Source organism: Paucidesulfovibrio longus DSM 6739, from assembly GCF_000420485.1.
In the GTDB taxonomy this organism is placed as follows: domain Bacteria; phylum Desulfobacterota; class Desulfovibrionia; order Desulfovibrionales; family Desulfovibrionaceae; genus Paucidesulfovibrio; species Paucidesulfovibrio longus.
Map to the genome: position 1 here is coordinate 400,412 of NZ_ATVA01000011.1, position 22,740 is coordinate 423,151.

A 22,740-nucleotide genomic window follows, 5' to 3' on the forward strand; every position below is an offset into this window, starting at 1 on the left:
CCTCGGCCCGGCGCAAGCCCGTGGACGGCGAAAGTCTGCTGGCGGTGCAATACGCCCTGCGCGGCAAGAACCCCGTGCTCGTGCCCTGGGTGCGCGAGCTGCGCGCCGAGCTGATCGCCCCGCTCCAGGCGCTGGAGCTTGACGGAGAAGGCGATGCTTCCGGTCCCTCGGATGCCGTTCCGGCGGAGGGCGGCGTGGTTCTGGCCGAGCTTGGGCTGGACGCCTTTTCCATGTCCGCGGAGGATGCCGAACGGCTCCGGCCCTCGGCGCCGCCGTCCTGGGGAGTGGCGGACGAGTCTGCGCCGTCGGCGGCGTGGCGGCGCGTGGCCCTGCCCGAGGGATTGGCGTTGCCGAAGGACGAGCCCGAAGAGGGCGCGGCTTCGGACCGGGGAGCGCAGCCCGGCGGCGAGCCGGATGGGAACGCCGCCTCCATGAGCACGGACAGGGACGAAGAGCGCGCGCCTGCGGAACTGATCCTGCGCGTTTCCCGCGAAGACGGAGCCACGCTGGCCTTTCCCGTGAGCGTGGATCCGGTTCGCGTTCCCGGTTCGTCCCGCGCCCTGATTCCGGCGCGGCTTGCGGGCGTGCTCAATCTTTTCGGCGAGCGCAACGTGGGCTTCGACGCCCTCACGGAGGAATTCACGCTGGCGAGGCGGGGCTATGCAGGCTTCCGGCTCTACGCCGCCACCATCGACGACGTGGACGGCCTGCGGCGCGAGCTGGAAGCCCAGGGCGTGACCGTGAGCACCGAAGCCGAACGCATTCGGGACGTCATGGAGCTGGACGGCTACCTGACCCTGATTTTTCTGCTCATAGCCGGGGTGGCCCTGGTGGGCGGGGCGGCCTCGCTGACGGCCAGCCTCTACGCTTCGGTGGAGCGCAAGCGCCGCGACCTTTCCGTGCTCAGGCTGCTCGGCCTATCCGGCCCGGCCCTGTTCCGGTTCCCCGTGTACCAGGGCGCGCTCATCGCCGCCGCCGGATTCGCAGTGGCCTTCGGTTTCTTCGAAACGATGGCCGTCGTGATCAACACGCTTTTCCACGAACATCTCCAAGCCGAGGAGAGCCTCTGCCGCCTCGAACCGTGGCACCTGGGCGCGGCCCTGGCCGGAACGGTGCTCATCGCCGTTGCCGCCGGGAGCGTCGCGGCCTGGCGCGTCACGCGGATCGAGCCTGCCGAAGCCCTTCGGGACGAGTGAGGACACCATGCTTCCACGATCCGAATGCCGCGTCTGCGCCCTTTCCGCCCCGGACCCTGTCCGCGTCTGCATGCTGGCGACCCTGGCCGCCGCGCTTCTGCTGCTCTGGGCCATGCCCTGCCGGGCGCACAACCCCGCGCCCCTTCAGGACGATCTCAAGCTGCCCATGCCCGGCGGGGAGGAAATGGTCTTTCGCCCCGTGTTCCTGGGCCAGGGGGACGGCCCCTTCGCCCTGCGCAAGTTCAAGATGGGCGACCCGGGCGGAGGCTTTCGCGAATACCCCACCAGCGTGGCCCTGGGCGGCTCCTTCGTGGCGCAGGACAAGGGCAAGCGGGACTGGTGCTATTATCTCGGCAAGTATGAAGTCACCGAAGGGCAGTATTATGCGCTAATGGGGCTGCCCCAGGGGGGGGATGCGGCCCTGCTGAAGTCGAAGCTGCCCATGACCGGCGTGACCTACTTCGACGCGTTGGCCTTTGCGGACCGCTACAATCGCTGGCTGCTGGAAAACGCGCAGGCCGCGCTTCCGGCCAACGGCGAATCTCCCGGTTTCGTGCGGCTGCCCACGGAAGCCGAGTGGGAATTCGCGGCGCGCGGCGGCGCCAGGGTCACTCCGGACCAGTTCGACCGCAAGTTGCCCTACGACGGAGTGCTGCCGGAGTACGAGTGGTTTTCCGGACCGACTTCCTCGCACAACAAGCTCAAGGAATCCGGCATGCTCAAGGCCAACATCCTCGGCCTGCACGACATGCTGGGCAACGTCGCGGAAATGACCCAATCACTGTACCGCGTCGAATACTATCAGGGGCGGCCCGGCGGTTTCGTTGCGCGCGGCGGGCATTTCCTCACTTCCGAAAACATGCTGCGCTCTTCCCTGCGCACCGAGGAACCGTTCTACATCGGCAGCCGGGCCAAGGGATTCAAGCCCAACGCCAAGGCGACCATGGGCTTTCGGCTGACGCTGTCCTCCGTGATCTATACGGACAGGGCCGCGCTCAAGGACATGGAATTCGCCTGGGACGCCTATCGCGGCGGCAAGGGCGCGGACATGCCCGCGGCGGTTTCCGTGAGTCCGACCAGCTTCCAGGCGGACGTCAAGACCCAGGAGGCGTTCGAGCATCTGGAGCGGCTCAAGGCCGAACTGGCGAAGCTCGGCGGCGGCGAGTCCGTCGCGCGGGAGCTGGGCTTTATCGAGGCTTCCCTGAACGACATGAAGCTGATCCGGCGGCAGGCGGACGAGGATTCCGCTTATGCCTGGGCCAAGATTGCGGCGGAGCAGGGCTTCTTCCTCTACCGCGAGCTGCAGAAGCTGCCCAAGGTGCTCGCCGTGCTGGAGAGCGCGCAGACCTCCGGCCGCACGGCCATGATCGAGAGCCTGACGCAGCGGCGGGACGAGGTTCAGGGCAATATCGACGCGGCCCTGGCTTCCTATTCCGATTCGTTCCGGCAGTTGGCCGCCACGCCCGACTGGGCCGTGGACAAGGCCTTCGAGCGCTACACCGCCTTCCTGTTGGAGCGGGGCGCTGCGGACCAGGTCCGGGTGCTCAAGACCGTGCGGGCGCATTATGCGGATTTCGGGCAGACAAAGCGAGCGGATACGTCGGGTTGGCGCAAGCAGCTCGAAACCCTTTCCGTTCGATAATGGTGGTTTTTGATCCTGAATCGGGTAAAAATGAATGCATGTAAAACTCTTGCATGGGGGAGGGAAACCATGAAGAAATTCTTGAGTCTTGTACTGGTTCTGAGCTTGGTGGTCGGCGGCCTGTCCGCCCTGGGAGGCTGCGCGGCAAAAACCGACCGCGGCCAGACGCAGCAGGAAGGCGCGGCCACGGGCGCGGCGGGCGGCGCTGTGCTGGGAGCGATCCTCGGCGCCATCATCGGCGGCGACGCCGAGAGCGCGGCCTGGGGAGCGGCCATCGGCGCGGCGGCGGGCGGCGCGGCCGGATACGCCTACGGAACGCATGTCGCCGACAAGAAGGCCGAGTATGCCAAGCAGGAGGAATGGCTCGACGCCTGCGTGGCCAGCCTGGAGCAGACCAACGCGGAAACCAAGGCCTACAATGCGCAGCTTTCCACGGAAATAGCGGAAATGGATGCTCAGAGCAGCAAGCTCCTCGCCGACTACAATAAGAAGACCGCGGACAAGAGCGCGCTTCTGGCCGAGAAGGACGTGGTGGACAAGAAGCTGGCCGAGGCCAACGAGGCTCTGGGCAAGGCCAAGTGGGAGCTGGACAATCAGGAAAAGGTTCTCGCGGACGCCAACGCCTCCGGCTCCACCACGCAGGCCAAGGAGCTGGATGAACGCATCGCCACGCTCAAGGCCGAGATCGCCAAGCTGGAGAGCCAGACCGAACAGCTGGCCTCCATGTCCAGCCGCATGGCCGTCTAGCGGAGCGTTCGCACTGCGGGGCGGGTGCTGCCGGGGCATGAATTCAAGCAGGACAGCGGAGGAGGGACGATGGGCAAGAGAATGACGGGGGCGCTGCTGGTGTGCGCCCTGCTCGCGCTCGCGGGCTGCGAGACCACGGGCGATCCGAACCAGGGCGGGCTTTGGGGCTGGAGCGAGGAAAAGTCCCAGCAGCGCATCGACGAGCGCCAGGCGCGCAAGGCCACGCTGGAGGAAGAGCAGCAGGCCGAGGCGGCCCGGACCGCCGCGCTGGAGTCCGAGAGCGCGGAAAAGCGCGCCCAGCGCGACGCTCTGGTGGCGAAGGCCACGAGCCTGGACAAGGAACTGGCCGCGCTTCAGCAGAAGATCCGGACGGCCAAGGCGAGCACGGATGCGGCCAAGCGCCGCCAGTGGGAGCTTTCCACCGAGGCCAATGCCTTGCAAAGCAAGCTGGACAAGGCGCGCGCCGCCGCCGCGACAACGCCGGACGTGCAGGCCAAGCAGGACGAGGTCAAGCGGCTGGAAGCGGAAATCGACAGGCTGCTCAAGGAAGCCGAAGCCCTGAGCACGCTTTGATCGGCTTTCCGGAAACCGTTTCCCTTCGTGCGCGGTTCGCGCCGCTCATGTTGACGCCCATGCTCGTCCTGGCGATTGCCCTTTGGCCGGGGGGCTCGTTCGCGGCCATGCTCTCGGCGCAGTCGAACGGCGGCGGCGCGTCTCCGGCCTGGGCCGGAAACGACGACATGCTGCTGTTCTATGAGGCCCTGGTCCGCATTCAGGAGCAGTCCATCCAGGAAGACGGTCCGCGCGAGATCGTACGCAAGGCCATTCGCGGATATTTGCGTCAGGTGGACGATTTCTCGGATTATCTCTCCCCGGAAGAGTACGCCTCCTGGCGCGGGGTGCGCCAGGGCGGCTACGCGGGCGTGGGCATGGACATCTTCACGGACCGCGCAGGCCGGATGATCTGCCTGCCGTATCCGGACGGCCCGGCGGCCCAGGCGGGAATCCGCTACGGCGACGAGCTGACCTTCGTGGGCCGTGAAGCCGTGCAGGGCGTCTCGGTTCGGGTCGTGGGCTCCTGGGTCCGGGGCCGCGTCGGCGAATCCGTGAGTCTCGTGGTCCGGCGGGAAGACGGCAGCGTGCAAAGCCTCTCCCTGGCGCGAAGAGAGATGAAGCTGAATGAGCTTGTCGTGGAAAGGGACGGTCCTTTTCCGCGCCTCAGAATTTACAGCTTCGGGCCGGAAACCGCCGGGCGGCTGCGGCAGGCGCTGGCTGGGTTGCCCGCCGGAACGCCCCGGATCATCGATCTGCGCGGCAACACCGGGGGCGATCTGTATGCGGCCATCGACGCGGCGGCGTTGTTTCTTCCCGCGGGCGCGGCCATCGTGGACGTGCGCACCCGCAAGGAAACCAAGCATTTCGCCGCCCGCGAGCCCGCAGCGGACAGGTCGCCCGTGGTCATATGGCAGGACGGGCTGACCGCCAGCGCGGCCGAGGTCTTTGTCGCGGCCCTGGTCGAAAACGGGCGCGCCGCGAGCGTGGGACGGACCACGTACGGCAAAGGCGTGACCCAGACCGTCATCGAACTATCGGACGGCTCCGCCCTGTTCGTGACCAACGGCGCGCTGCGCACGCCCAAGGGGCAATACTACCATCGCCACGGACTCAAGCCCGGCCGGGAGCCTGCTTCTTCGGGAGGTTCCGCCGAGGGGGTGCTTGCGGACACCGTGCCGCTTTGGAACGCGACGCTCGAAATGCTGGGAAAGTGATCCGGCGGGGGAAAGCCTCCGGCGTTCAAGGGCCTGCAAGCCTTTGAGCGCCGGAGGCGTTTTTTTGCTTAGATCCGTTTCTCTTCCACGGCGTGGCAGGCCACACGGCCACCGGTGTCCAGCTCCACGATCCTCGGAACCTCGGCCCTGCATCGCGCGTCGGCGAAACGGCAGCGGCCGTGGAAAACGCAGCCCGTGGGCAGGTTGATGGGCGTGGGCACGTCGCCCGTCAGGCGGATGTGCTCGCGCTTGCCGCCGCCCAGCCGGGGAATGGCCGAAAGCAGGGCCTGGGTGTAGGGGTGGCGGGGATTTTCGAATATCTCCCGCACGGGGGCCAGCTCGCAGAGGTGGCCGAGGTACATCACGGCCACGCGCGTGGAGATGTGCTCCACAACGGAGAGGTCGTGGCTGATGAACAGGTAGGTCAGGTCCAGCTCGCTCTGCATTTCCATGAGCAGGTTCAGGATTTGCGCCTGGATGGAAACGTCCAGCGCGGCGATGGGCTCGTCGGCCACGATGAATTCCGGGTCGAGCACCAGGGCGCGCGCGATGGAGATGCGCTGGCGCTGGCCGCCGGAGAATTCGTGCGGAAACTGCTTGTTCCAGGCCGGGTCCAGGCCCACATGCTCCAGGGTCTTGAAGACGTGGTCCTTGACCTGTCCCCGGTCCCAGGACGGGTTGTGGAAGCGCACCGGCTCTTCCAGAATCTGGCGCACGTTCATGCGCGGGTTCAGGGAGGCGTAAGGATCCTGGAAGACCATCTGCATCTTGCGCCGATACGGCTTGATGTCGTTGCTGGAGAGGTTGTCGATGCGCTTGCCGCGATAGAGGACCTCGCCGGAGGTGGGCTTGTGGATGCGCATGATGGCCCGGCCCAGGGTGGACTTGCCGCAGCCGGACTCGCCGACCACGGAGAGCGTCTCGCCCGGCAGAATGCGGAAGGACACGCCGTTCACGGCCTTGACCACGGTGCGCACGCGCGCCATCTTGCCGCCCTGCCACTTGATCTGGTCCAGCAGGCCGCCGGAGATGTCGAAGTGCTTGGCGACGTCGCGGACTTCGAGCAGGGGAGTGATATCGTTTCGTTCGACCATATTATTTCACCATGAAGCAGGCCACCTGCCTGCCGGATGCCTTGGTTTCGGGCATGGGAACCTCGCGCTTGCAGATGTCCTGGCAAAGTTCGCAGCGGGGGTGGAAGGAGCAGCCCGAAGGAAGCTTGGCCAGGGAAGGCATGATGCCCGGAATCTGCTTCAGCTTCTGGCCCTTGCCGCAGCTTTGGGGCAGGGCGCCGATGAGTCCCTTGGTGTAGGGGTGTTCGGGGCGGTCCACCACGTCGCGGGTCGTGCCCATCTCCACGATGCGCCCCGCGTACATCACCGCGATCTTCTGGGTGACTTCGCTGACCACGGCCAGGTCGTGGGTGATGAGCAGCAGGCCCATGCCCTCGTCCCGGCAGAGTTCCAGGAGCAGGTCCATGATCTCGGCCTGGATGGTCACGTCGAGCGCCGTGGTGGGCTCGTCCGCGATGATCAGGGCGGGGCTCGTCAGCAGCGAGATGGCGATGACGATGCGCTGGCGCATGCCGCCGGAGAACTCGTGCGGATACTGGTCGAGCCGTTTTTCCGGAGAGGGGATGTAGACCCGGCGGAGCTTGTCCAGGGCGATGGCCTCGGCTTCCTTTTCGCTCACGTCCATGTGGGCCAGGATGGTTTCGACCATCTGGGTGCGGATGTTCAGGACCGGATTGAGGGTCATCATCGGATCCTGGAAGATCATGGAGATGCGGTTGCCCCGGATGTCCCGGATTTCCTCGATGCTCAGGTCCGCGAGGTCGCGGCCCTCGAAGAGGATCGAGCCGTCCGCGATGTATCCGGGCTTGCTGATCAGGTTCAGGATGGAGAAGCCCGTCAGGGTCTTGCCCGCGCCGGATTCGCCCACGAGCCCGACGCGCTCGCCCTTGCCCACGGTGAAGCTCACGTCGCGCAGGGCGCGCAGGACGTTGCCGCGCATGTCGAATTCCACGCAGAGTTTCTTGACTTCAAGCAGCGGCTGCATGGCTATCCCTTGTAGAGTTTGGGGTTCAGGTAGTCGTGGAGCCAGTCGCCGAGGAGGTTGATGACCAGCACCAGGATCACGAGCACGATTCCGGGGAAGAGGGTGATCCACCAGGAGCCGCTGAAGATGTACTCGAAGCCCACGTTGATGAGCGAGCCGAGGGACGGCTTGGTCACGGGCATGCCCAGGCCCACGAAGGAGAGGGCCGCCTCGCTCATGATCGCGTTGGCCACCTGGATGGTGGAGATGACGAACACGGGCGAGAGGGTGTTGGGCAGGATGTGCCGGAACATGATCCGCCGCTTGGACAGGCCGATGACGCGGGCCGCCTCGACGTATTCCTTTTTCTTTTCGGCCAGGACCGAGGCGCGCACGGTGCGCGCGTACTGGGGCCACTCCGCGAAGCCGATGACCAGGATCAGCAGCGGGATGGCGATGTGTTCGTACATGGCCACGCCGAACGCGGCCTGGAATACCGCCGAGATGAAGATTGCCACCATGTAGGTCGAGAAGGAGAGCTGCACGTCCGCCAGCCGCATCAGCGCCGAGTCCACCCGTCCTCCGAAGTAGCCGGAGATCAGGCCGATGACGATGCCGATGATGCCCTGCATGGCCACCGCGCCGAAGCCGATGATCAGCGAGACGCGCATGCCGTAGAGCATGGTCGAAAGCATGTCGCGGCCCTGGGCGTCCGTGCCCAGGGGGAACTGCGCCACGCCATGCTCCATGAACGCCGGGGGCTTTTCCGCGTTGACGAGGTCGTAGGTCGTCGGGTCGTAGGGATTGGAGGGGGCGAAGAGCGGCGCTCCCAGGCCGAGGATCAGCAGGAGCGCGAGCACGATGAAGCTGGTCAGCGCGACCTTGTCCTTGAGGAAGTCGTGCAGGAAATAGGATTCCCTGAAGCGACGCCATCTGCTTCTGGTCTGCATGCTATTTCCTCCCCGTGATGCGCACGGTCGGGTTGACCAGACCGTAAATGATGTCCACGACCGTGTTCACGACCACGAAGATGAATCCCACGACCACGAGGTAGGCGACCATCAGCGACGAGTCGGCCCGTTCCACGGCCTCGATGAACATGAAGCCCATGCCCTGCCAGGAGAAGACCGTTTCCGTGAGGATGGTGAAGGCGATCATCACGCCGAGCTGGACGCCGCCCACGGTGATGACCGGAAGGAGCGTGTTGCGGAAGGCGTGCACGATCCAGACGCGCATGGGGGGCAGGCCCTTGGCCCAGGCATACTTGATGTAGTCGTTTTCCAGCACTTCCATCATCTCGGAACGGATCAGCCGGATGAACAGCGGAAGCATGATCGAGGAGAGCGCCACCGTGGGCATGATCAGGTGCTTGAGGCCGTCGAGGGTCAAAAGTCCCGTGTGCCAGCCGTGGATGTTGACGGTTTCTCCCCTGCCGAAGGAAGGCAGCCAGTGCAGCTCGATGGAAAAAATGTAGATGAGCATGATCGCGGTCAGGAAGACCGGGATGGACACGCCCACTGTGGAGCCGCCCATGACCAGCTTGGCGAAGAGCCGCTTCGGCCTTATGGCGCAGTAGATGCCGAGGGGCACGGAAAGAAAGACGATGAGCACCGCGCTGCAGAAGACCAGTTCCAGGGTGGCCGGCGCCTTGGCCAGGATGACCTCCATGGCCGGTTTCTTGTAGAAGAAGGAGCGGCCGAGGTCGCCGTGGGCGGCGTTGTAGAGAAAGCGGCCGAACTGGACCACGAAGGGATCGTTGAGACCGAGCTTGTCGCGGAGCGCGTCGCGTTCTTCCGCGGAGACCGAGATGCCCGTAAGCTCGCGGACGGGGTCGCCCAGGCTTTGCTTGATGGCGAATCCGATGAAGCCGATGATGACCATGACCATGAAGGCTTGCAGGATGCGCCTGATGATGAAGGCTGCCATATTTTTCCGTCGTTTTTGCAGCGAAGGGGGACCATGCAGGCCCCCCTTCGCTTTAGGTTGTCGATGTGGTGGTCCTGAACCGGACTACTCGATGACCAGGTCGCCGAAGTAGGGGAAGTTCTGAACGTTGACGATGTCTTCGATGCTCATGCCCTTCTTGGAGGCCCAGGAAAGGTTCTGCCAGTGCAGAGGCACGAAGGCGGCGTCCTCGTACAGAATCCGCTCGACCTCCTGCAACATTTCGCTGCGCTTGGCAAGGTCGGTCTCGATCTGGGAGGCGAGGATCAGCTCGTCCACCTTGGGGTTGCAGTAGTTGCCGGAGTTGTACTGGCCGTAGCCGGTCTCGGCGTTGCGGCACATCAGCAGGAACTCGGTGTAGTTCGCGGAGTCCTCGGTGTCGGGATGCCAGCCGATCATCTGCACGTCGGCCACCTGGGCGTCGAACTCATCCCAGTACTGGGCCTTGGGCATGGTCTTCAGGCTGACCTTGATGCCGATCTTGGAGACCATGGAAACGAAGGCCTCGGCGATCTTCTCGTCGTTCACGTAGCGGTTGTTCGGGGCGATCATGGTGCACTCGAAGCCGTCCGGGTAGGAGGATTCGGCCATGAGCTGCTTGGCCTTCTCGAGGTCGAAGCGGGGGGTCAGCTCGGGCACGTAGCCGGCGAAGCCCTCGGGGGCCTGCTGTCCGGCGGCGGTGGCGAAGCCCTTCATGATGGTGTCCACGATGCCCTGGTTGTTCACGGCGTAGACGATGGCCTGGCGGACCTTCGGGTCGGCGAAGGCGGGCTGGCTCTTCTGGTTCATCTGCAGGGTGATGATGCGCGAGCCGCCCATGATCACGAGCTGAAGGTCCGGGTTGCCCTGGACGCGCTCCAGATCCTGCGGGGGAACGGGCATAATGAAGTCCACGTCGCCGGAAAGCAGCGCGGCCACGCGGGAGGCGTCGTTGGAGATCGGGGTCAGGACGATTTGCTCCACGTTGCCCTTGGACTGCTTGTCCCAGTAGTCGGCGAAGCGGGTGAAGACGGTCTTCACGCCCTGCTCGCGGGACTCGACAACGTAGGGGCCGGTGCCGGACTCGTTGACGTTGGCGAAGGAGTGGTCGGTCTTGACGATGGCGTCCTTGGGCTGGCCCTGGTCGTCGGTGCCGGAGTAGAACACGCTGTCCATGGGGAAGATGTAGGTGGCCATGGAGAGCAGCAGGCCGTAAGGCTGCTTGGTGACGATGTCCACGGTGTAGTCGTCCACGGGCACGGCCTTCTCAAAAGGCTCGAACAGGCCCTTGAAGTCCTGGGACTTCTTCAGACGCTCCAGGGTCCAGGCCACGTCCTTGGCGGTGAAGGGGTTGCCGGAGTGGAACTTGACGCCCTGCACCAGGTAGAAGCGCATGGTCTTGGGGTCGATCTGTTCCCACTTGTAGGCCAGGCGGGGTTCGATGGAGCCGTCCTTGGCCCAGCGGACCAGCGGATCGAAAACCATGTGGGAATACTGGAGCATGCCGCCGGAGAGCTGGACCTGCGGGTCCAGGGAGACGGGGTCGGCGTCCATGGCCAGACGCAGGGTAACCTTGGAAACTTCGGGAGCCGTTTCAGCGGCCTTTTCAGGGGCTGCGCCTTCCTCGGCCTTTTTTTCGTCGCCGCCGCAGCCCGCGAGGAGCAGGGCCATCGCCAGGGCGAAAACCAGGAACAAACGTTTCATGTCCTACCTCCAAAATGAATGTGAAGAAATCCTCTCCAATCCACAAAACAGGGGCGCGCCTGCCTCAGACGTCACCCCTTCGTGCGCGTTGGATGCCGCACTTGCGGCAAAGTCGTCTTCTGTTACCAAAAAGTAACCGTGATTGGAATAGATTTTTCCGGAATCGTCGTGCGGGCGGTTGCTCGCATGAAAGCGGGCGCATGGAAAATGCGTTTGCCAGCGTGCGGGAATATTGTACCTTTCCTGCGGAGGCGTTTCATGGCGGATCAAAAAAAAGCGTACCTTTTCGGGTTGGCCACTGTGCTGCTCTGGTCCACGGTGGCCACCGCCTTCAAGCTTTCGCTCCAGGCCATGCGGCCCGCGCAATTGCTGTTCTACGCGGGGATGGTGTCCACCCTGGTCCTGGCGGCCATTCTCGCCTCGCGCGGCGGACTGCGGGATGCCCTGCGCTGCTCCCGCGCCGAATGGCTGCGGTCCCTGGCGCTCGGCGCGTTGAATCCCTTTCTCTATTATCTCATCCTGTTCAAGGCGTATGACCTGCTGCCCGCGCAGGAGGCCCAGCCGCTGAACTACACCTGGGCCATCACCCTGGCCCTGCTTTCCATTCCCCTGCTTCGGCAGCGGCTTTCCCGGTTCGACCTGCTGGCCGTGTTCGTGGGCTATGCGGGCGTCGTGGTCATCTCCACCCACGGCGATCCGCTGGGCATGCGCTTCGCTTCGCCCCTGGGCGTGGCCCTGGCCCTGCTTTCCACCGTGGTCTGGGCGCTATACTGGATATTCAACACCAGGGAGACGCGCGAGCCCGTGGCCGCGCTGTTTCTCAACTTCCTGCTCGGAATGCCCCTGGTGGGCCTCTGGTGCGCATTTTTCGACGGCTTCGCCGTGGCCGATGCCGTCGGGCTGTTCGGCGCGGCTTACGTCGGCCTGTTCGAGATGGGCATCACCTTCGTGCTGTGGCTCACGGCCCTGAAGTATTCGGAAAACACGGCCAAGGTGGGCAACCTGATCTTCCTCTCCCCGTTTCTGTCCCTTGTTTTCATTCATTTTCTATTGGGCGAGGAGATTTTGCCCTCGACCTATGCGGGCCTGGGATTGATCGTCGCCGGGCTGCTGCTTCAGAGGGCGGGCAGGCGCGGCTAGCGGCCGAAGTCTTGCGGGCGATCAGCGGCGGGCAATCAGCGGCGGGCGTTTTGCGCGGGAGGCCGGTAGCGCTCCAGAAAGGCGAGAAACGATTCCAGCCGGTCCTGCTCCGTTTTTCCCGGATCCACGAAGAGCAGGCCGAGCACGAGTCGGCCCTTGGCCCGGCTGACGTTGCGGACCTCGCAAAGCATGGTGTTCGTCCTATCCCGGCTGAGCAGGGAGAAGGTCAGGTCCACCAGCGCGCCCTTTCCCGGAGGCTCGGCAGAATCGGGATAATCCAGGCAGGCGCGGCAACCGCAGCGGCTGATGTCCAGCAGCATTCCCTTCGTGACCCCGTCCAGGGTTTCCACGGTCGCAGGCAGGTGGCATTCGAAGCGGTCGTGCTGCCGCAGGGTGAAGGATTCGCCGACCGCGGGATATGAGATGTAGAGGTGGCGGTAGGGAGCGGCGTTGAAGGCCAGGGAGTCGGCGAGGAAGCCCACGAGCATGTCGTCGCAGTTTATGAACATCTTCAGCGAGTTGCCCTTTTCCAACAGCGGGTAGACCTGATGCTGGTTCAGCCCCAGGGCGGAGAGCCGCACGATGACGTAGCTGCGCGGCTCCATGCCCACGAAGCTGGTGGGCAGCCGATAGTCGAGCCCGGCGGGCTTGATCAGGATCCTGTCGCCGTATTGAGGCCGCAGTTCCTGGAAATCGACGCTGCAAGCGATGCGCCCTTCGGGGGAGATGTCCAGTTCTCGCATGACGTCAGATCCTGTATTCCGAAACGAGGCGTATGAAGGCTTCGATGCGTTTTTCCTGGTCGGGGTCGAAGCTCTGGAATTGCAGGCCCAATTGCAGCAGTCCGGCCTCCGATGATCTCCCGATGCGTTGGGACAGGCGGCAAAAGCAGTGCAGCGGCTCTGCGAGCGTGGGCAGCTGCATTGCCAGATCGTAGCATTCCCCTTCGCAGAGCCAGTGCAGAGGGTCCGCTCCGGACAGCAGGGACATGCGGCAGCCGCCTTTGCTGATGTTGCTGATCATGCCCTGGCCGGAGCCTGCCGGAGCCGCGATCTTCGCGGGCAGGTGGCAGTCGATGCGGTCGTGAAGCCGCAGGTTGAAGGTCTGGGCGATTTCCGGAAACGAGAGGTAGAGGTGGCCGAAGGGGGATGTCTTGAAGCCCTGGATGCGCACCGTGAAGCCGCACATGACCCCCTGCCGGAGATAGAAGAGCCGGGTGCGGCGGGTCTTGTCGCGCAGAGCGGCCAGGGCCGCCTTGTCCGCCAGGGCGTTGCCCAGCGAGCAGATCACGTACCGCGATGGCTCCATGCCGATGAAATAGGTTTTCAGCTCGCCTTCGAATCCTTCGGGGCGAAGCAGGAGAGGGCTGCCGAAAGCCGGATTGAATTCCAAGTCGGTGCGTTGTGGCATCGTGTTCGGGCGCTGGAGGAAACGGGCCTGCCTGCGGCAGTTGCCGTAAGGGGTACAATCCAGACCGTGTCCGGTCAATGCCGAAGGCCGTGTTTGTCCTCTTTTCGGGTAGTTTTGGGGGGCGCGGGTATGGCTTGTCCGCCCTGCGCACCATTCGCGCGAGCCTGGAAAACGTGCGCCTGACGCTTGTGCGGAGCGGCTGGAATTCGTATAAGCTTGCATCCTCGTGAATTCCCCAAAGGAGAACAGGCATGGCAAGCGGCTTGGAGCGACTGGTCGTCGCGAGCAATGGAACGGATTTCGGCATCCTGCCGGGCATGGCCAACCGTCACGGGCTCATCGCCGGGGCCACGGGCACCGGCAAGACCGTGACCCTGCGCGTCCTGGCCGAGGCGTTTTCCGACGCGGGCGTGCCCGTGTTTCTGGCCGACGTGAAGGGCGACCTGGCCACCCTGGCCGAGCCCGGCGGCGACCACCCCAAGGTGGCGGAACGGGTCGCGCTGTTGGGGCTGTCCGGTTTCGCCTACCGGGCTTATCCCGTGACCTTCTGGGACGTTTTCGGCGAGCTGGGCCACCCGCTGCGCACGACCATTTCCGAGCTGGGGCCGCTGCTGCTCACGCGGCTTCTGGACCTCAACGAAACCCAGGCGGGCGTGCTGCAACTGGCCTTCCGCATCGCGGACGACGAGGGACTGCTCCTGCTCGACCTCAAGGATCTGCGCCTGCTGCTGCGGCATGTGGGCGACAACGCCAAGGCGTATCAGCTCGAATACGGCAACGTCTCCGCGGCCAGCGTGGGCGCCATCCAGCGGCGGCTGCTGGAGCTGGAGGAGCAGGGCGCGGACCGGCTCATCGGCGAGCCCGCGCTGAACCTCGACGATTTGCTCCAGATCGACCGCGACGGACGCGGCATGATCAACGTGCTTTCCGCCGAGCGCCTGATGCGCTCGCCCCGCGTCTACGCCACCATGCTGCTCTGGCTGCTTTCGGAGCTGTTCGAAAACCTGCCGGAGGTGGGCGATCCGGAAAAGCCGAGGCTCGTGTTCTTCTTCGACGAGGCGCACCTGCTCTTCGACGACATGCCCGAAGCCCTGCTGGAAAAGATCGAGCTGGTGGTCCGGCTGATCCGCTCCAAGGGCGTGGGCGTCTTCTTCGTGACCCAGAATCCTCTCGACGTGCCGGACAAGGTGCTCGGCCAGCTCGGCAACCGCGTGCAGCACGCGCTGCGCGCCTTCACCCCCCGCGACCAGCGCGCGGTCAGGGCCGCCGCCGAGACGTTCCGCATCAATCCGGAGCTGAACGTTGAAAACGTGATCACCGAGCTGGGCACGGGCGAGGCCCTGGTTTCCTTCCTGGACCGCAAGGGCGCGCCCGGCATGGTGGAGCGCGCCTTCGTGCTGCCGCCGAAGAGCCGCCTGGGAACCATGGACCGCCGCACCCGCGACGCGATCATCCGCGAGAGCGTGCTTTTCGGGCAGTACGAGAAGGAAGTGGACCGCGAATCCGCCTACGAGATTCTCACCGAGCGGCGCACCCGCGACGAGGAACAGGCCAGGGAGCTGGCTGCGCAGCGCGAAAGGGAAAAGGCGGAACAGGCCGCAAAGCCCCGCGCCTCGCGGCGGCAGTCCCTGGGCGAGGCCTTCATCACCAGCGCGGCCCGCTCCATCGGTTCGGCCCTTGGGCGCAAGATCATCCGGGGCGTGCTCGGCGGGTTCCTGCGCTGACATTCTCCCGAATGCCGTTTTGGACCGCCCCGGATCGGATTCGGGGCGGTTTTTCTTTTTTGGACGGGCGGATGCGTGCCCGGTATTGACGCAATGGCGGCTTACGATATAGGACATGGGCAATATCCAACGCCCTGCTCGTCCGGAGATCGCCATGAAGACCGTATTCCTGTGCCTCGTTGCCTGCTTCCTCTTTGCCTGCGCTCCCAAAACTCACAGTCCCGAGGTAGACGGCCGCTCCGTGGCCGCGGAGGACGCCAAGCAGAACGAACTGGTCGCCCAAATGCAGAAGGAGCGGTATCAGCGCCTCGTGGACGTGAGCGATCCGCTGCTGAGGAACAATGTGGAAATCTGCGGCGCAAAGGTCGCCACCTCCTTCGGGGTGGATTTTGTCCGCAGCGGCGACCTGGATGGGACACGGGGGAGATACCTGGCCAAGGCGTTCCATCTTGGCCCGAAGCTCACGGCCACGCTGCTTCCCGTCCACGGTCAGGCCTACCGCGCGGGCATGCGCGAGGGCGACGAACTGGTCTCCGTGAACGGCAAGCCGGTCCCCGAGGGCAAGCGCGCCGGAGCGAGGCTGCTGGAATTGCTGAAGGACGAGGTGAAGACCTCGCCGGTGGTCACCTTCAAGGTTCTGCGCCGCAACGTGCCCTGGAGTTTTGTGGTCCGTGGCGTCCCGTCCTGCAACATGCCGGTGCTTTTGGAAAACAACCTGGATATCAACGCCTATGCCGACGGCAAGTCGGTCGTTGTGGCCACGGGCATGCTCAATTTTGCATCAGACGAGGAACTGGCCGTGATCATCGGCCACGAGATGGCCCACAATGCCATGCTGCATCCGGAGCAGGGGCAAGCAGCGGCCGAAGCGGGCCTCTACCTCGACATGGCGCTGGAATGGCTCAGCGGCGTGCCTTCGGGCTATTTCTTCACGCAGACCGGGCGCAATGCCTACAGCCATGCACAGGAGTTCGAGGCGGACTATGTGGGCATGTACATCGCGGCCCGGGGGGGCTACGCCGTGGACAAGGCCACGGAGTTCTGGCGTAAAGTGTCGGCGACCTTGGGACAGGTGAACCAGGACAGCAATTCGCACCCCAACACGCCGGAGCGCTATCTAAAGATCCAGGCCATCGCGGACGAGATCTGGCTGAAGAAGAGCAAGGGTGAGCCGCTGCTGCCGGAGATGAAGGACGGCGGGCCGTTCAAGGCTCCCTCGCTGGAAGAGAAGGAGAAGAGGGAGACGGCCGAGGCAGGGGAGAAGGCCTCCTCGACCCCAGGATTTGCGGGCGGCAGTTCGAAGTAGCGCTGCTCAGTTCCGCACGCAGCGCACGTAGTTGCGCACGCGGATTTCGTCCTCCTGGCCGCCCTGGCGCGAGCCATGTTTCACGCCCATGGTCTTGGGGTCGCTGCGCTGCGCGCCCGCGCCGTGCACGTCCACTCCGGAATCCGAAACGCATTTCCCGAAGCAGACGTAGTCCGCCTGGGCGACATTGTCGCCGTGGGTGGTGGAGGTCCAGAACCAGCCCGCCGGGTCGCTCATGCGCAGCGGCGGCGCGAGCGCGGGCACGCGCGAATAGTCCGCGATGTATTCGAGTTCCTTGGCGTTCGGCAGGCGCCAGTCGTCCTGTCCGCCGAGCCGAAGCTCTTCGCAGTAGGCCAGGGCTTCGGGCCAGTCTCTTTTCTTCCCGTCGTCGCTTTGCTGCCAGGTCAGCCCCACGGCGCGGTCCGTCACGGTCCCGTCCCCGTTGTCCTCGAAATCGTTCGCCCCCCAGGGCGCTCCGCGCACGCAGCGCCAGAAGAGTTCCACCGGGTGGCGCGTGCCGCCGCATTTGATGCGCCCGTCCAGGAAATTGACGAAGAACGCGGCCTCCTCTGGCCGATCCCAAAGCTGCCCGGCGTAGAGGGTCGAGGTCCAGGTCTGGCCCATCATTTCCGGGAAGTGGGTGGAAAAGCGGTCGTTCTTGAGGAACGAGGCATCCGGCGGTTCGATGTCGAAATACCGCGTGTCCAGGTAGGGCTTGACGCCTGCCGCCCCGTCGAAGGTGATCAGCGAGTACAGCTCCTTGACCGAGGGCAGCCGCCAGTCGTCGCGTCCGCCGAGCGTCAGTGACTCGCACGAGCGTTTCGCGTCGTAATACCGCAGACGCTCCGCATTGTGGGCGCGTTGCCAGGTCAGCCCCGTGAGCAGGTCCGTGACCGTGCCGTCGCCGTTGTCGCGGTAGGCGGGCTGCGGTCCGGCGTATTGGGCGTCCTGACCGTAATAGGGCTGTCCCGGAGCAGGGCAGGCGATGGGGTGCGTTTCGTCGAAGCAGAGCCGCTGGTTGGTGTCGGGCACGCCTCCGGTGGGGATGGGACGGCGCTCGGCCAGGGGAGAGGAGTCCGCGTCAGCCGGATAGGCCGGCGGCCGGCGGCTCGGTCCGGCTTCGCCGGCGCGGCCCATGGACGTTCCATGCATGGAGGGCATGTTGTCCGCCCGCCCCGTCCGCTCCTGCGGCGCCATGCCGCCGGGCCGCGCCGAGCCGCCGGAAGGGGCCATGCCCGGTCCGCGTCCCTGGGGCACGCAGGCCAGTCCGCCGGGCGTCATGCCGCACGATCCGGCCATGCCGCTCGGCAGGGTGCAGGTGTCCCCCGTGCTGCGGCCCTCGCAGGCCCGGATCGCCGCCTGCGGCGGCATGGGCGGCTGGGCGGACGCCGGGAAGGGAGCCGCGACAAGGGCGGCGAGAAGCGGCAGGACGGTAAGAATGCGTTTGCTGACGGACAAGCGGCCTCCTTGGAAATACGCTTGGACGGCGAATGGGAACCTGCCGGAGCATAACCGCAATCCGCGCTTGCGGGCAAGTCGGGGCAGGGCGGAAGAAGCGGGCGCGGACCACGCCGGGACGCCGGCGCACGGGCGGCGGGGCGGCTGGGAAAACGAAACCGCCCCGGTCCGAAGACCGGGGCGGCGTTGCGTCGTTCGTCAGCGGGGAGCGCGGGCTAGACCCACATCTCGCCTTCCTCGATGGGCGCGAAGCCCCGGCGCATGGTGTTTTCCGTGATGCAGCGCGGATCCATGAGCTGGATGAGGTAGTCGGGACCGCCGGTCTTGGAGCCCACGCCGGACATCTTGAAGCCGCCGAAGGGCTGGCGTTCGACCAGGGCGCCGGTGTTGTTGCGGTTCAGATAGAGGTTGCCGACCCGGAACTCGCGGCGAGCCTGCTCCAGGTGCTTGGGGCTTCTGGAGAACACGCCGCCCGTGAGGGCGAAGCGGGTCGAGTTGGCCCATTCGATGGCCTGGTCGAAGTCCTTGGCGCGCATGACCGCCAGCACCGGGCCGAAGATTTCCTCCTGGGCGATGCGGTGCTGCGGCTCGATGCCGCCCACGATGGTCAGGGGCACGTAGCAGCCCGTTTCCGGCACGCTGCGCTTGACCAGGATTTCGCCTTCCTTGGCCGCGATGTCGATGTATTCCATGATCTTTTTCTGCGCCGAGGCGTCCACCACCGGACCCATGTAGTTGGCGGGGTCTTCGGAAGGACCGATCTTGAGGCATTCCGCGGCCTTGGTCAGGCGTTCGATGAAGCGGTCGTAGATGTCGTCCACGACGATGACCCGCGAGCACGCCGAGCATTTCTGCCCCTGGAAGCCGAAGGCGGAGTAGAGGATGTGGATCACGGCCTGATCAAGGTCGGCGTCGTCGTCCACGATGATGGCGTTCTTGCCGCCCATTTCGGCCACCACGCGCTTGCAGTGGGTCTGTCCGGGCTGGACCTTGGCGGCCTTTTCCTGGATGCGCAGGCCCACGGCCTCGGATCCGGTGAAGGAGATGACCGCCACCTTGGGATGTTCCACGAGGTAGTCGCCCATGTCGCGGCTGGAGCCGGGGCAGTAGTTGAACACGCCGTCGGGCAGCCCGGCCTTGCGGAAGATCTCCACCAGCCCGTAGCCGATGATCGGCGCGAGGTTGGAGGGCTTGTAGATCACGGGGTTGCCGACCACGATGTTGGCGGCGACCATGCCAGCGGAAATGGCCAGGGGGAAGTTCCAGGGCGAGATGACCGCGGCGATGCCCTTGGGCTGGTAGAAGAGCACGTTGTGCTCGCCGGGGGCGCGGCCCATGCGGCGCGGCTTGCCCAGACGGACCATTTCGCGCGCGTAGTATTCGAGGAAGTCGATGGCCTCGCCCACGTCGTGGTAGGCCTGATCCCACTGCTTGCCGACTTCGAGAACCTGCCAGGCCGAAAGCTCGAACTGGCGGCGGCGCATGATCTCGGCGGCGCGGGCGATGATCTCGGCGCGCTCGCGGGGATCGGTGTCGCGCCAGGCCGGGAAGGCGGCTTCGGCCGCGGCCACGGCCTGATCGATCTCGGCCTGGCCCGCCTGGCAGACGCGGCCCAGGACTTCGCCCGGATCGGCCGGGTTCAGCGAATCGATGAGCTTTCCGGTTTCGACTTCCCTGCCGCCGATGAACAGCGGATAGACCTTGCCCTTCTGGGCGCGGATCTTGTCCACGGCGTCGGGGAAGGCCAGGCGGTTGGCCGGAACCGTGAAGTCGATGAAGGGATCGTTGACGAAGGGGGAATCCAGACCCTCGGATTTGTCGTCGGCCGGGGCGCACTTGGCGGCCAGCTCGCGCTTGAGGGTTTCTTCCGGGTTCTCCATGAGCCGGTCCACTTCCTCCCCCTCGGCAAAGGACTGCCGCAGGAAGGATTCGTTGGCGGTGTTCTCCAGCAGGCGGCGCACGAGGTAGGCCATGCCGGGGATCAGCTCGCCGTAGGGGCAGTAGAGGCGCACGCGCTTGGCCACGTTCTGGAGGCCTTTGCGCACGGGCTCGGCCATGCCGTAGAGCACCTGGAACTCGTAGCGGCTTTCCGGAACGTTCAGGGCCTTGGCCGTCTCGTAGACGCTGCTGATGGAGCGGATGTTGTGCGAGGCGCACTGGAAGTAGATGAGGTCGCTGTTTTCAAGGATTTTTCTGGACTGGCGCTCGTGAGCCATGTCGGATTCGGCCTTGTTGGTCCAGACGGGAACCTCCCAGCCGCTCTGCAGGGCGATGACGGTTTCCTCGTCCCAGTAGGCGCCCTTGACCAGCCGGATGCCGATGGGCAGGTTTTTCTCCCGCGCCCAGGCGATGAGCTCGTCCAGGTCGCGGTCCGTATCCTTGAGGTAGGCCTGGAGCACGATGGAAAGGTGCGGGTAGTCCACGAATTCCGGATCCGTGCGCAGCCGCTTGAACAGCTCGATGGTCATTTCCTTGTACTTCAGGGCTTCCATGTCGATGCAGAGGAAGCCGTCCATGGCCTTGACCGCCCGGTAGATGGGCTTCATGCGGGAGATGATGCCCTCGATGGAGCCTTCCAGGTCCACGGTCTTGGACTGGGAATAGAGGGCCGAGGGCTTGACCGAGACGTTGACCTTGGGCGCGTAGCCCCAGTCCAGGTCGCCCGCGCCGCCCAGGGCGGGCCAGTCCTTCTGCTCCTTGGCGATGGCTTCCAGCAGCTCCAGGTAGCCGTTCATGTAGGCTTCGGATTCCTCCTCGGAAACCGTGGCCTCTCCGAGCAGGTCCACGGTGAAGGCGAATCCGTCCTTGCGGAGCTTCTTCAGGCCCTTGAGCGCTTCCTTGGTGGTCTGGCCCACGATGAACTGCTTGGCCATGCCCTCGATGTTCGAGCGGATGGCCTTGCCCATCATCTTGCCTGCGATGTTGCCGAGCAGGCCCGTGGATTTTCCCGCGCCCCACTTGAGCACGGCGGGAATGTCCGCGTCCTCGCCCCCGAAATATTCCTCGATGTGGCGCGTGAGGTTGTCGCTGCTGTTCAGGTAGGGCAGGACGTCCACGAAGCGGAAGAGCTGGACCTTGAAGTCCTCGTTCTTCATGGCCCAGTCCATGACCTTTCCGGTCCAGAATCCTTTGTTGAAGACGGAGGGCGCTTCGCCGCGAATGCTGTCGAAGAAGGCCTTGCCTGTGGCTCTGATTTGGGTTTCCAGTGTGGACTGGGTCATTTATCCGGACCTCCTGTGCAATTGGTTATGCTTCGTCGATGGGCAGGTTGCTGCTTTCCTTGACCGTGCGCAGCACGATCGTGGATTTGGTATTCTTGACCGTGGGGATGCGCCCGATCTTGGCCAGCATTTCGGCCAGCTTTTCGGTGTTCTCCACACGGATTTTCACGAGATAGGAATCCTGCCCGGCGCAGTAGTGCACTTCCAGCACGCCCGAAATGGAGGCGAGCAGCTCTCCCGTGGAGGTGGATCCCACTTCTTCCTCCACGCTGACGAGGGTGAAGGAGGTCAGGCCGAGCCCGACGGACAGAGGAGCCACGCGAGCCTCATAGCCTTGAATAACGCCGTTCACTTCCAGCTTGCGGATGCGTTCGAGCACGGCCGAGGGCGCTTTGCCGATTTGGCGGGCGATGTCGGCGTTGGTTGTGCGGGCATTTTTCTGCAGAATGTTCAAGATCTTTTTATTAGAGCTGTCGATCATTCGTTTTGTCCTCCTAAAAAGGAACAAAGTTCTCCGGGGGGAGCATTTACGTAAATGTAATATTCTAGCAATTCAAGTTTGAATCGTTGAATGTTCTGTTTTCAAGGATGATTCAGAATATAATTCTCGAAAAAAACAAATGTCAAGATTAAAGTTCGAAATTGGAAACTAATTTCCAAAAAAATGCTTGGATTCTTTTTGGATTGAGATTATACCACTGAAACTATGGCAACTCTGAAATTGGCAGACGTAAGCATCCACTTTGGCGGCGTTCAGGCCTTGTCCGGCGTGTCCTTCGACCTCGGGGGCGGCGAAATCCTTGGGCTCATCGGGCCCAACGGGGCGGGCAAGACCACCATCTTCAACGTCATCACCGGCGTGTACCGTCCCACTTCCGGCCAGGTCACCTATGAAGGTGAAAGCCTGCTCGGCAAGCGGCCCCACCAGATTCTCAAGGCGGGAATCGCCCGGACCTTCCAGAACATCCGGCTCTTCACGGCCATGACCGCCGTGGAGAACTGCATGGTCGCGCAGCACAGCCGCACTGGCGCCAGCATCATCGGCGCGATCCTGCGCACTCCGGCCCAGCGCCGCGAGGAAGAGGAAATCCGCGAGCGGGCCATGGAGGCGCTGCGCTTCATGGGCATGCAGTCCAAGGCCGACGAAGCCGCCAGGAACCTGCCCTACGGCAGGCAGCGCCATCTGGAGATCGCCCGCGCCCTGGCTTCCAATCCGCAGACCATCCTGCTGGACGAGCCCGCAGCCGGACTGAACCCGGTGGAAAGCGCCGAACTGATGCACACCATCGAACGCATCGCCGACCTGGGCATCAACGTCCTTCTGGTCGAGCACGACATGAAGGTCGTCATGGGCGTCTGCCACCGCATCGTGGTCATGGACTACGGTCAGCTCATCGCGCAGGGCCGTCCCGAGGAAGTCCAACGCAACCCCAAAGTCATTGAGGCCTATCTGGGCCAGTAAC

The 22,740-nt window shown here is 64.4% G+C and carries 19 protein-coding genes; 9 read left to right on the forward strand and 10 right to left on the reverse strand.

Going from position 1 to position 22,740, the window contains the following annotated elements; genetic code table 11:
* The first annotated feature begins 773 nt into the window (after nucleotides 1–773).
* The 5 genes from G452_RS21930 (at nucleotide 774) to G452_RS0103685 (ending at nucleotide 5,354) form a co-directional block, all read left to right on the forward strand.
* Nucleotides 774–1,196: an ABC transporter permease gene (locus G452_RS21930; RefSeq protein WP_407636015.1), complete on the forward strand. Its 423-nt coding sequence runs from the start codon at nucleotides 774–776 to the stop codon at nucleotides 1,194–1,196.
* A 7-nt stretch (nucleotides 1,197–1,203) separates the two neighbouring features.
* A complete protein-coding gene (locus tag G452_RS17890) occupies nucleotides 1,204–2,838 on the forward strand; it encodes a formylglycine-generating enzyme family protein (protein WP_022660905.1) in 1,635 nt (544 codons plus the stop codon).
* Between the two features lie 69 nt (nucleotides 2,839–2,907).
* The gene (locus G452_RS0103675) at nucleotides 2,908–3,585 is read left to right on the forward strand and encodes a glycine zipper domain-containing protein (RefSeq protein WP_022660906.1); all 678 of its coding nucleotides are present in this window, start codon (nucleotides 2,908–2,910) and stop codon (nucleotides 3,583–3,585) included.
* Between the two features lie 69 nt (nucleotides 3,586–3,654).
* A complete protein-coding gene (locus tag G452_RS0103680; protein WP_022660907.1) occupies nucleotides 3,655–4,158 on the forward strand; it encodes a hypothetical protein in 504 nt (167 codons plus the stop codon).
* Nucleotides 4,159–4,205: 47 nt separating this feature from the next.
* Complete coding sequence (locus tag G452_RS0103685) at nucleotides 4,206–5,354, forward strand: S41 family peptidase (RefSeq protein WP_155887515.1); 1,149 nt, start codon at nucleotides 4,206–4,208, stop codon at nucleotides 5,352–5,354.
* A gap of 68 nt (nucleotides 5,355–5,422) precedes the next feature.
* Here the strand turns inward: G452_RS0103685 and G452_RS0103690 are convergent, their stop codons facing one another.
* From G452_RS0103690 to G452_RS0103710, 5 genes are all read right to left on the reverse strand, one after another.
* Entirely contained in the window at nucleotides 5,423–6,448 is a 1,026-nt protein-coding gene (locus G452_RS0103690; protein ID WP_022660909.1) for an ABC transporter ATP-binding protein, read from the reverse strand.
* 1 nt (nucleotide 6,449) lies between these two features.
* Nucleotides 6,450–7,412, reverse strand: coding sequence for an ABC transporter ATP-binding protein (locus G452_RS0103695; protein ID WP_022660910.1), 963 nt, complete (start codon nucleotides 7,410–7,412; stop codon nucleotides 6,450–6,452).
* Nucleotides 7,413–7,414: 2 nt separating this feature from the next.
* Nucleotides 7,415–8,341: an ABC transporter permease gene (locus G452_RS0103700; protein WP_022660911.1), complete on the reverse strand. Its 927-nt coding sequence runs from the start codon at nucleotides 8,339–8,341 to the stop codon at nucleotides 7,415–7,417.
* Between the two features lies 1 nt (nucleotide 8,342).
* Nucleotides 8,343–9,317 carry an ABC transporter permease gene (locus G452_RS0103705; protein WP_022660912.1) on the reverse strand — a complete coding sequence of 325 codons (975 nt, stop codon included), beginning with the start codon at nucleotides 9,315–9,317 and terminating at the stop codon, nucleotides 8,343–8,345.
* An 84-nt stretch (nucleotides 9,318–9,401) separates the two neighbouring features.
* Nucleotides 9,402–11,018 (reverse strand): ABC transporter substrate-binding protein, encoded by a 1,617-nt coding sequence (locus G452_RS0103710; protein ID WP_022660913.1) that lies wholly within the window; start codon nucleotides 11,016–11,018, stop codon nucleotides 9,402–9,404.
* Nucleotides 11,019–11,276: 258 nt separating this feature from the next.
* On the opposite strand from G452_RS0103710, the gene G452_RS0103715 reads away from it, so the two are divergent.
* The gene (locus G452_RS0103715) at nucleotides 11,277–12,158 is read left to right on the forward strand and encodes a DMT family transporter (protein ID WP_022660914.1); all 882 of its coding nucleotides are present in this window, start codon (nucleotides 11,277–11,279) and stop codon (nucleotides 12,156–12,158) included.
* A 35-nt stretch (nucleotides 12,159–12,193) separates the two neighbouring features.
* On the opposite strand, the gene G452_RS0103720 is transcribed toward G452_RS0103715, so the two are convergent.
* On the reverse strand, nucleotides 12,194–12,901 hold the full coding sequence (locus G452_RS0103720; protein ID WP_022660915.1) for a PilZ domain-containing protein: 708 nt from the start codon (nucleotides 12,899–12,901) through the stop codon (nucleotides 12,194–12,196).
* A gap of 4 nt (nucleotides 12,902–12,905) precedes the next feature.
* Nucleotides 12,906–13,568, reverse strand: coding sequence for a PilZ domain-containing protein (locus G452_RS0103725; protein ID WP_022660916.1), 663 nt, complete (start codon nucleotides 13,566–13,568; stop codon nucleotides 12,906–12,908).
* A 251-nt stretch (nucleotides 13,569–13,819) separates the two neighbouring features.
* Here G452_RS0103725 and G452_RS0103730 point away from each other — a divergent pair, with 251 nt between their 5' ends.
* Together G452_RS0103730 and G452_RS0103735 are read left to right on the forward strand one after the other, a co-directional pair.
* Nucleotides 13,820–15,292 (forward strand): helicase HerA-like domain-containing protein, encoded by a 1,473-nt coding sequence (locus G452_RS0103730; protein WP_022660917.1) that lies wholly within the window; start codon nucleotides 13,820–13,822, stop codon nucleotides 15,290–15,292.
* A gap of 154 nt (nucleotides 15,293–15,446) precedes the next feature.
* On the forward strand, nucleotides 15,447–16,598 hold the full coding sequence (locus G452_RS0103735; RefSeq protein ID WP_022660918.1) for a M48 family metallopeptidase: 1,152 nt from the start codon (nucleotides 15,447–15,449) through the stop codon (nucleotides 16,596–16,598).
* A 6-nt stretch (nucleotides 16,599–16,604) separates the two neighbouring features.
* On the opposite strand, the gene G452_RS17895 is transcribed toward G452_RS0103735, so the two are convergent.
* From G452_RS17895 to G452_RS0103750, 3 genes are all read right to left on the reverse strand, one after another.
* A complete protein-coding gene (locus tag G452_RS17895; protein WP_022660919.1) occupies nucleotides 16,605–18,056 on the reverse strand; it encodes an Lcl C-terminal domain-containing protein in 1,452 nt (483 codons plus the stop codon).
* A gap of 215 nt (nucleotides 18,057–18,271) precedes the next feature.
* Complete coding sequence (pruA, locus tag G452_RS0103745) at nucleotides 18,272–21,277, reverse strand: L-glutamate gamma-semialdehyde dehydrogenase (protein ID WP_022660920.1); 3,006 nt, start codon at nucleotides 21,275–21,277, stop codon at nucleotides 18,272–18,274.
* A gap of 25 nt (nucleotides 21,278–21,302) precedes the next feature.
* Nucleotides 21,303–21,758, reverse strand: coding sequence for an Lrp/AsnC family transcriptional regulator (locus G452_RS0103750; protein WP_022660921.1), 456 nt, complete (start codon nucleotides 21,756–21,758; stop codon nucleotides 21,303–21,305).
* Nucleotides 21,759–21,983: 225 nt separating this feature from the next.
* Here G452_RS0103750 and G452_RS0103755 point away from each other — a divergent pair, with 225 nt between their 5' ends.
* Nucleotides 21,984–22,739, forward strand: a complete 756-nt coding sequence (locus tag G452_RS0103755; RefSeq protein WP_022660922.1) for an ABC transporter ATP-binding protein — start codon at nucleotides 21,984–21,986, stop codon at nucleotides 22,737–22,739.
* The last annotated feature ends 1 nt before the right edge of the window (nucleotide 22,740 follow it).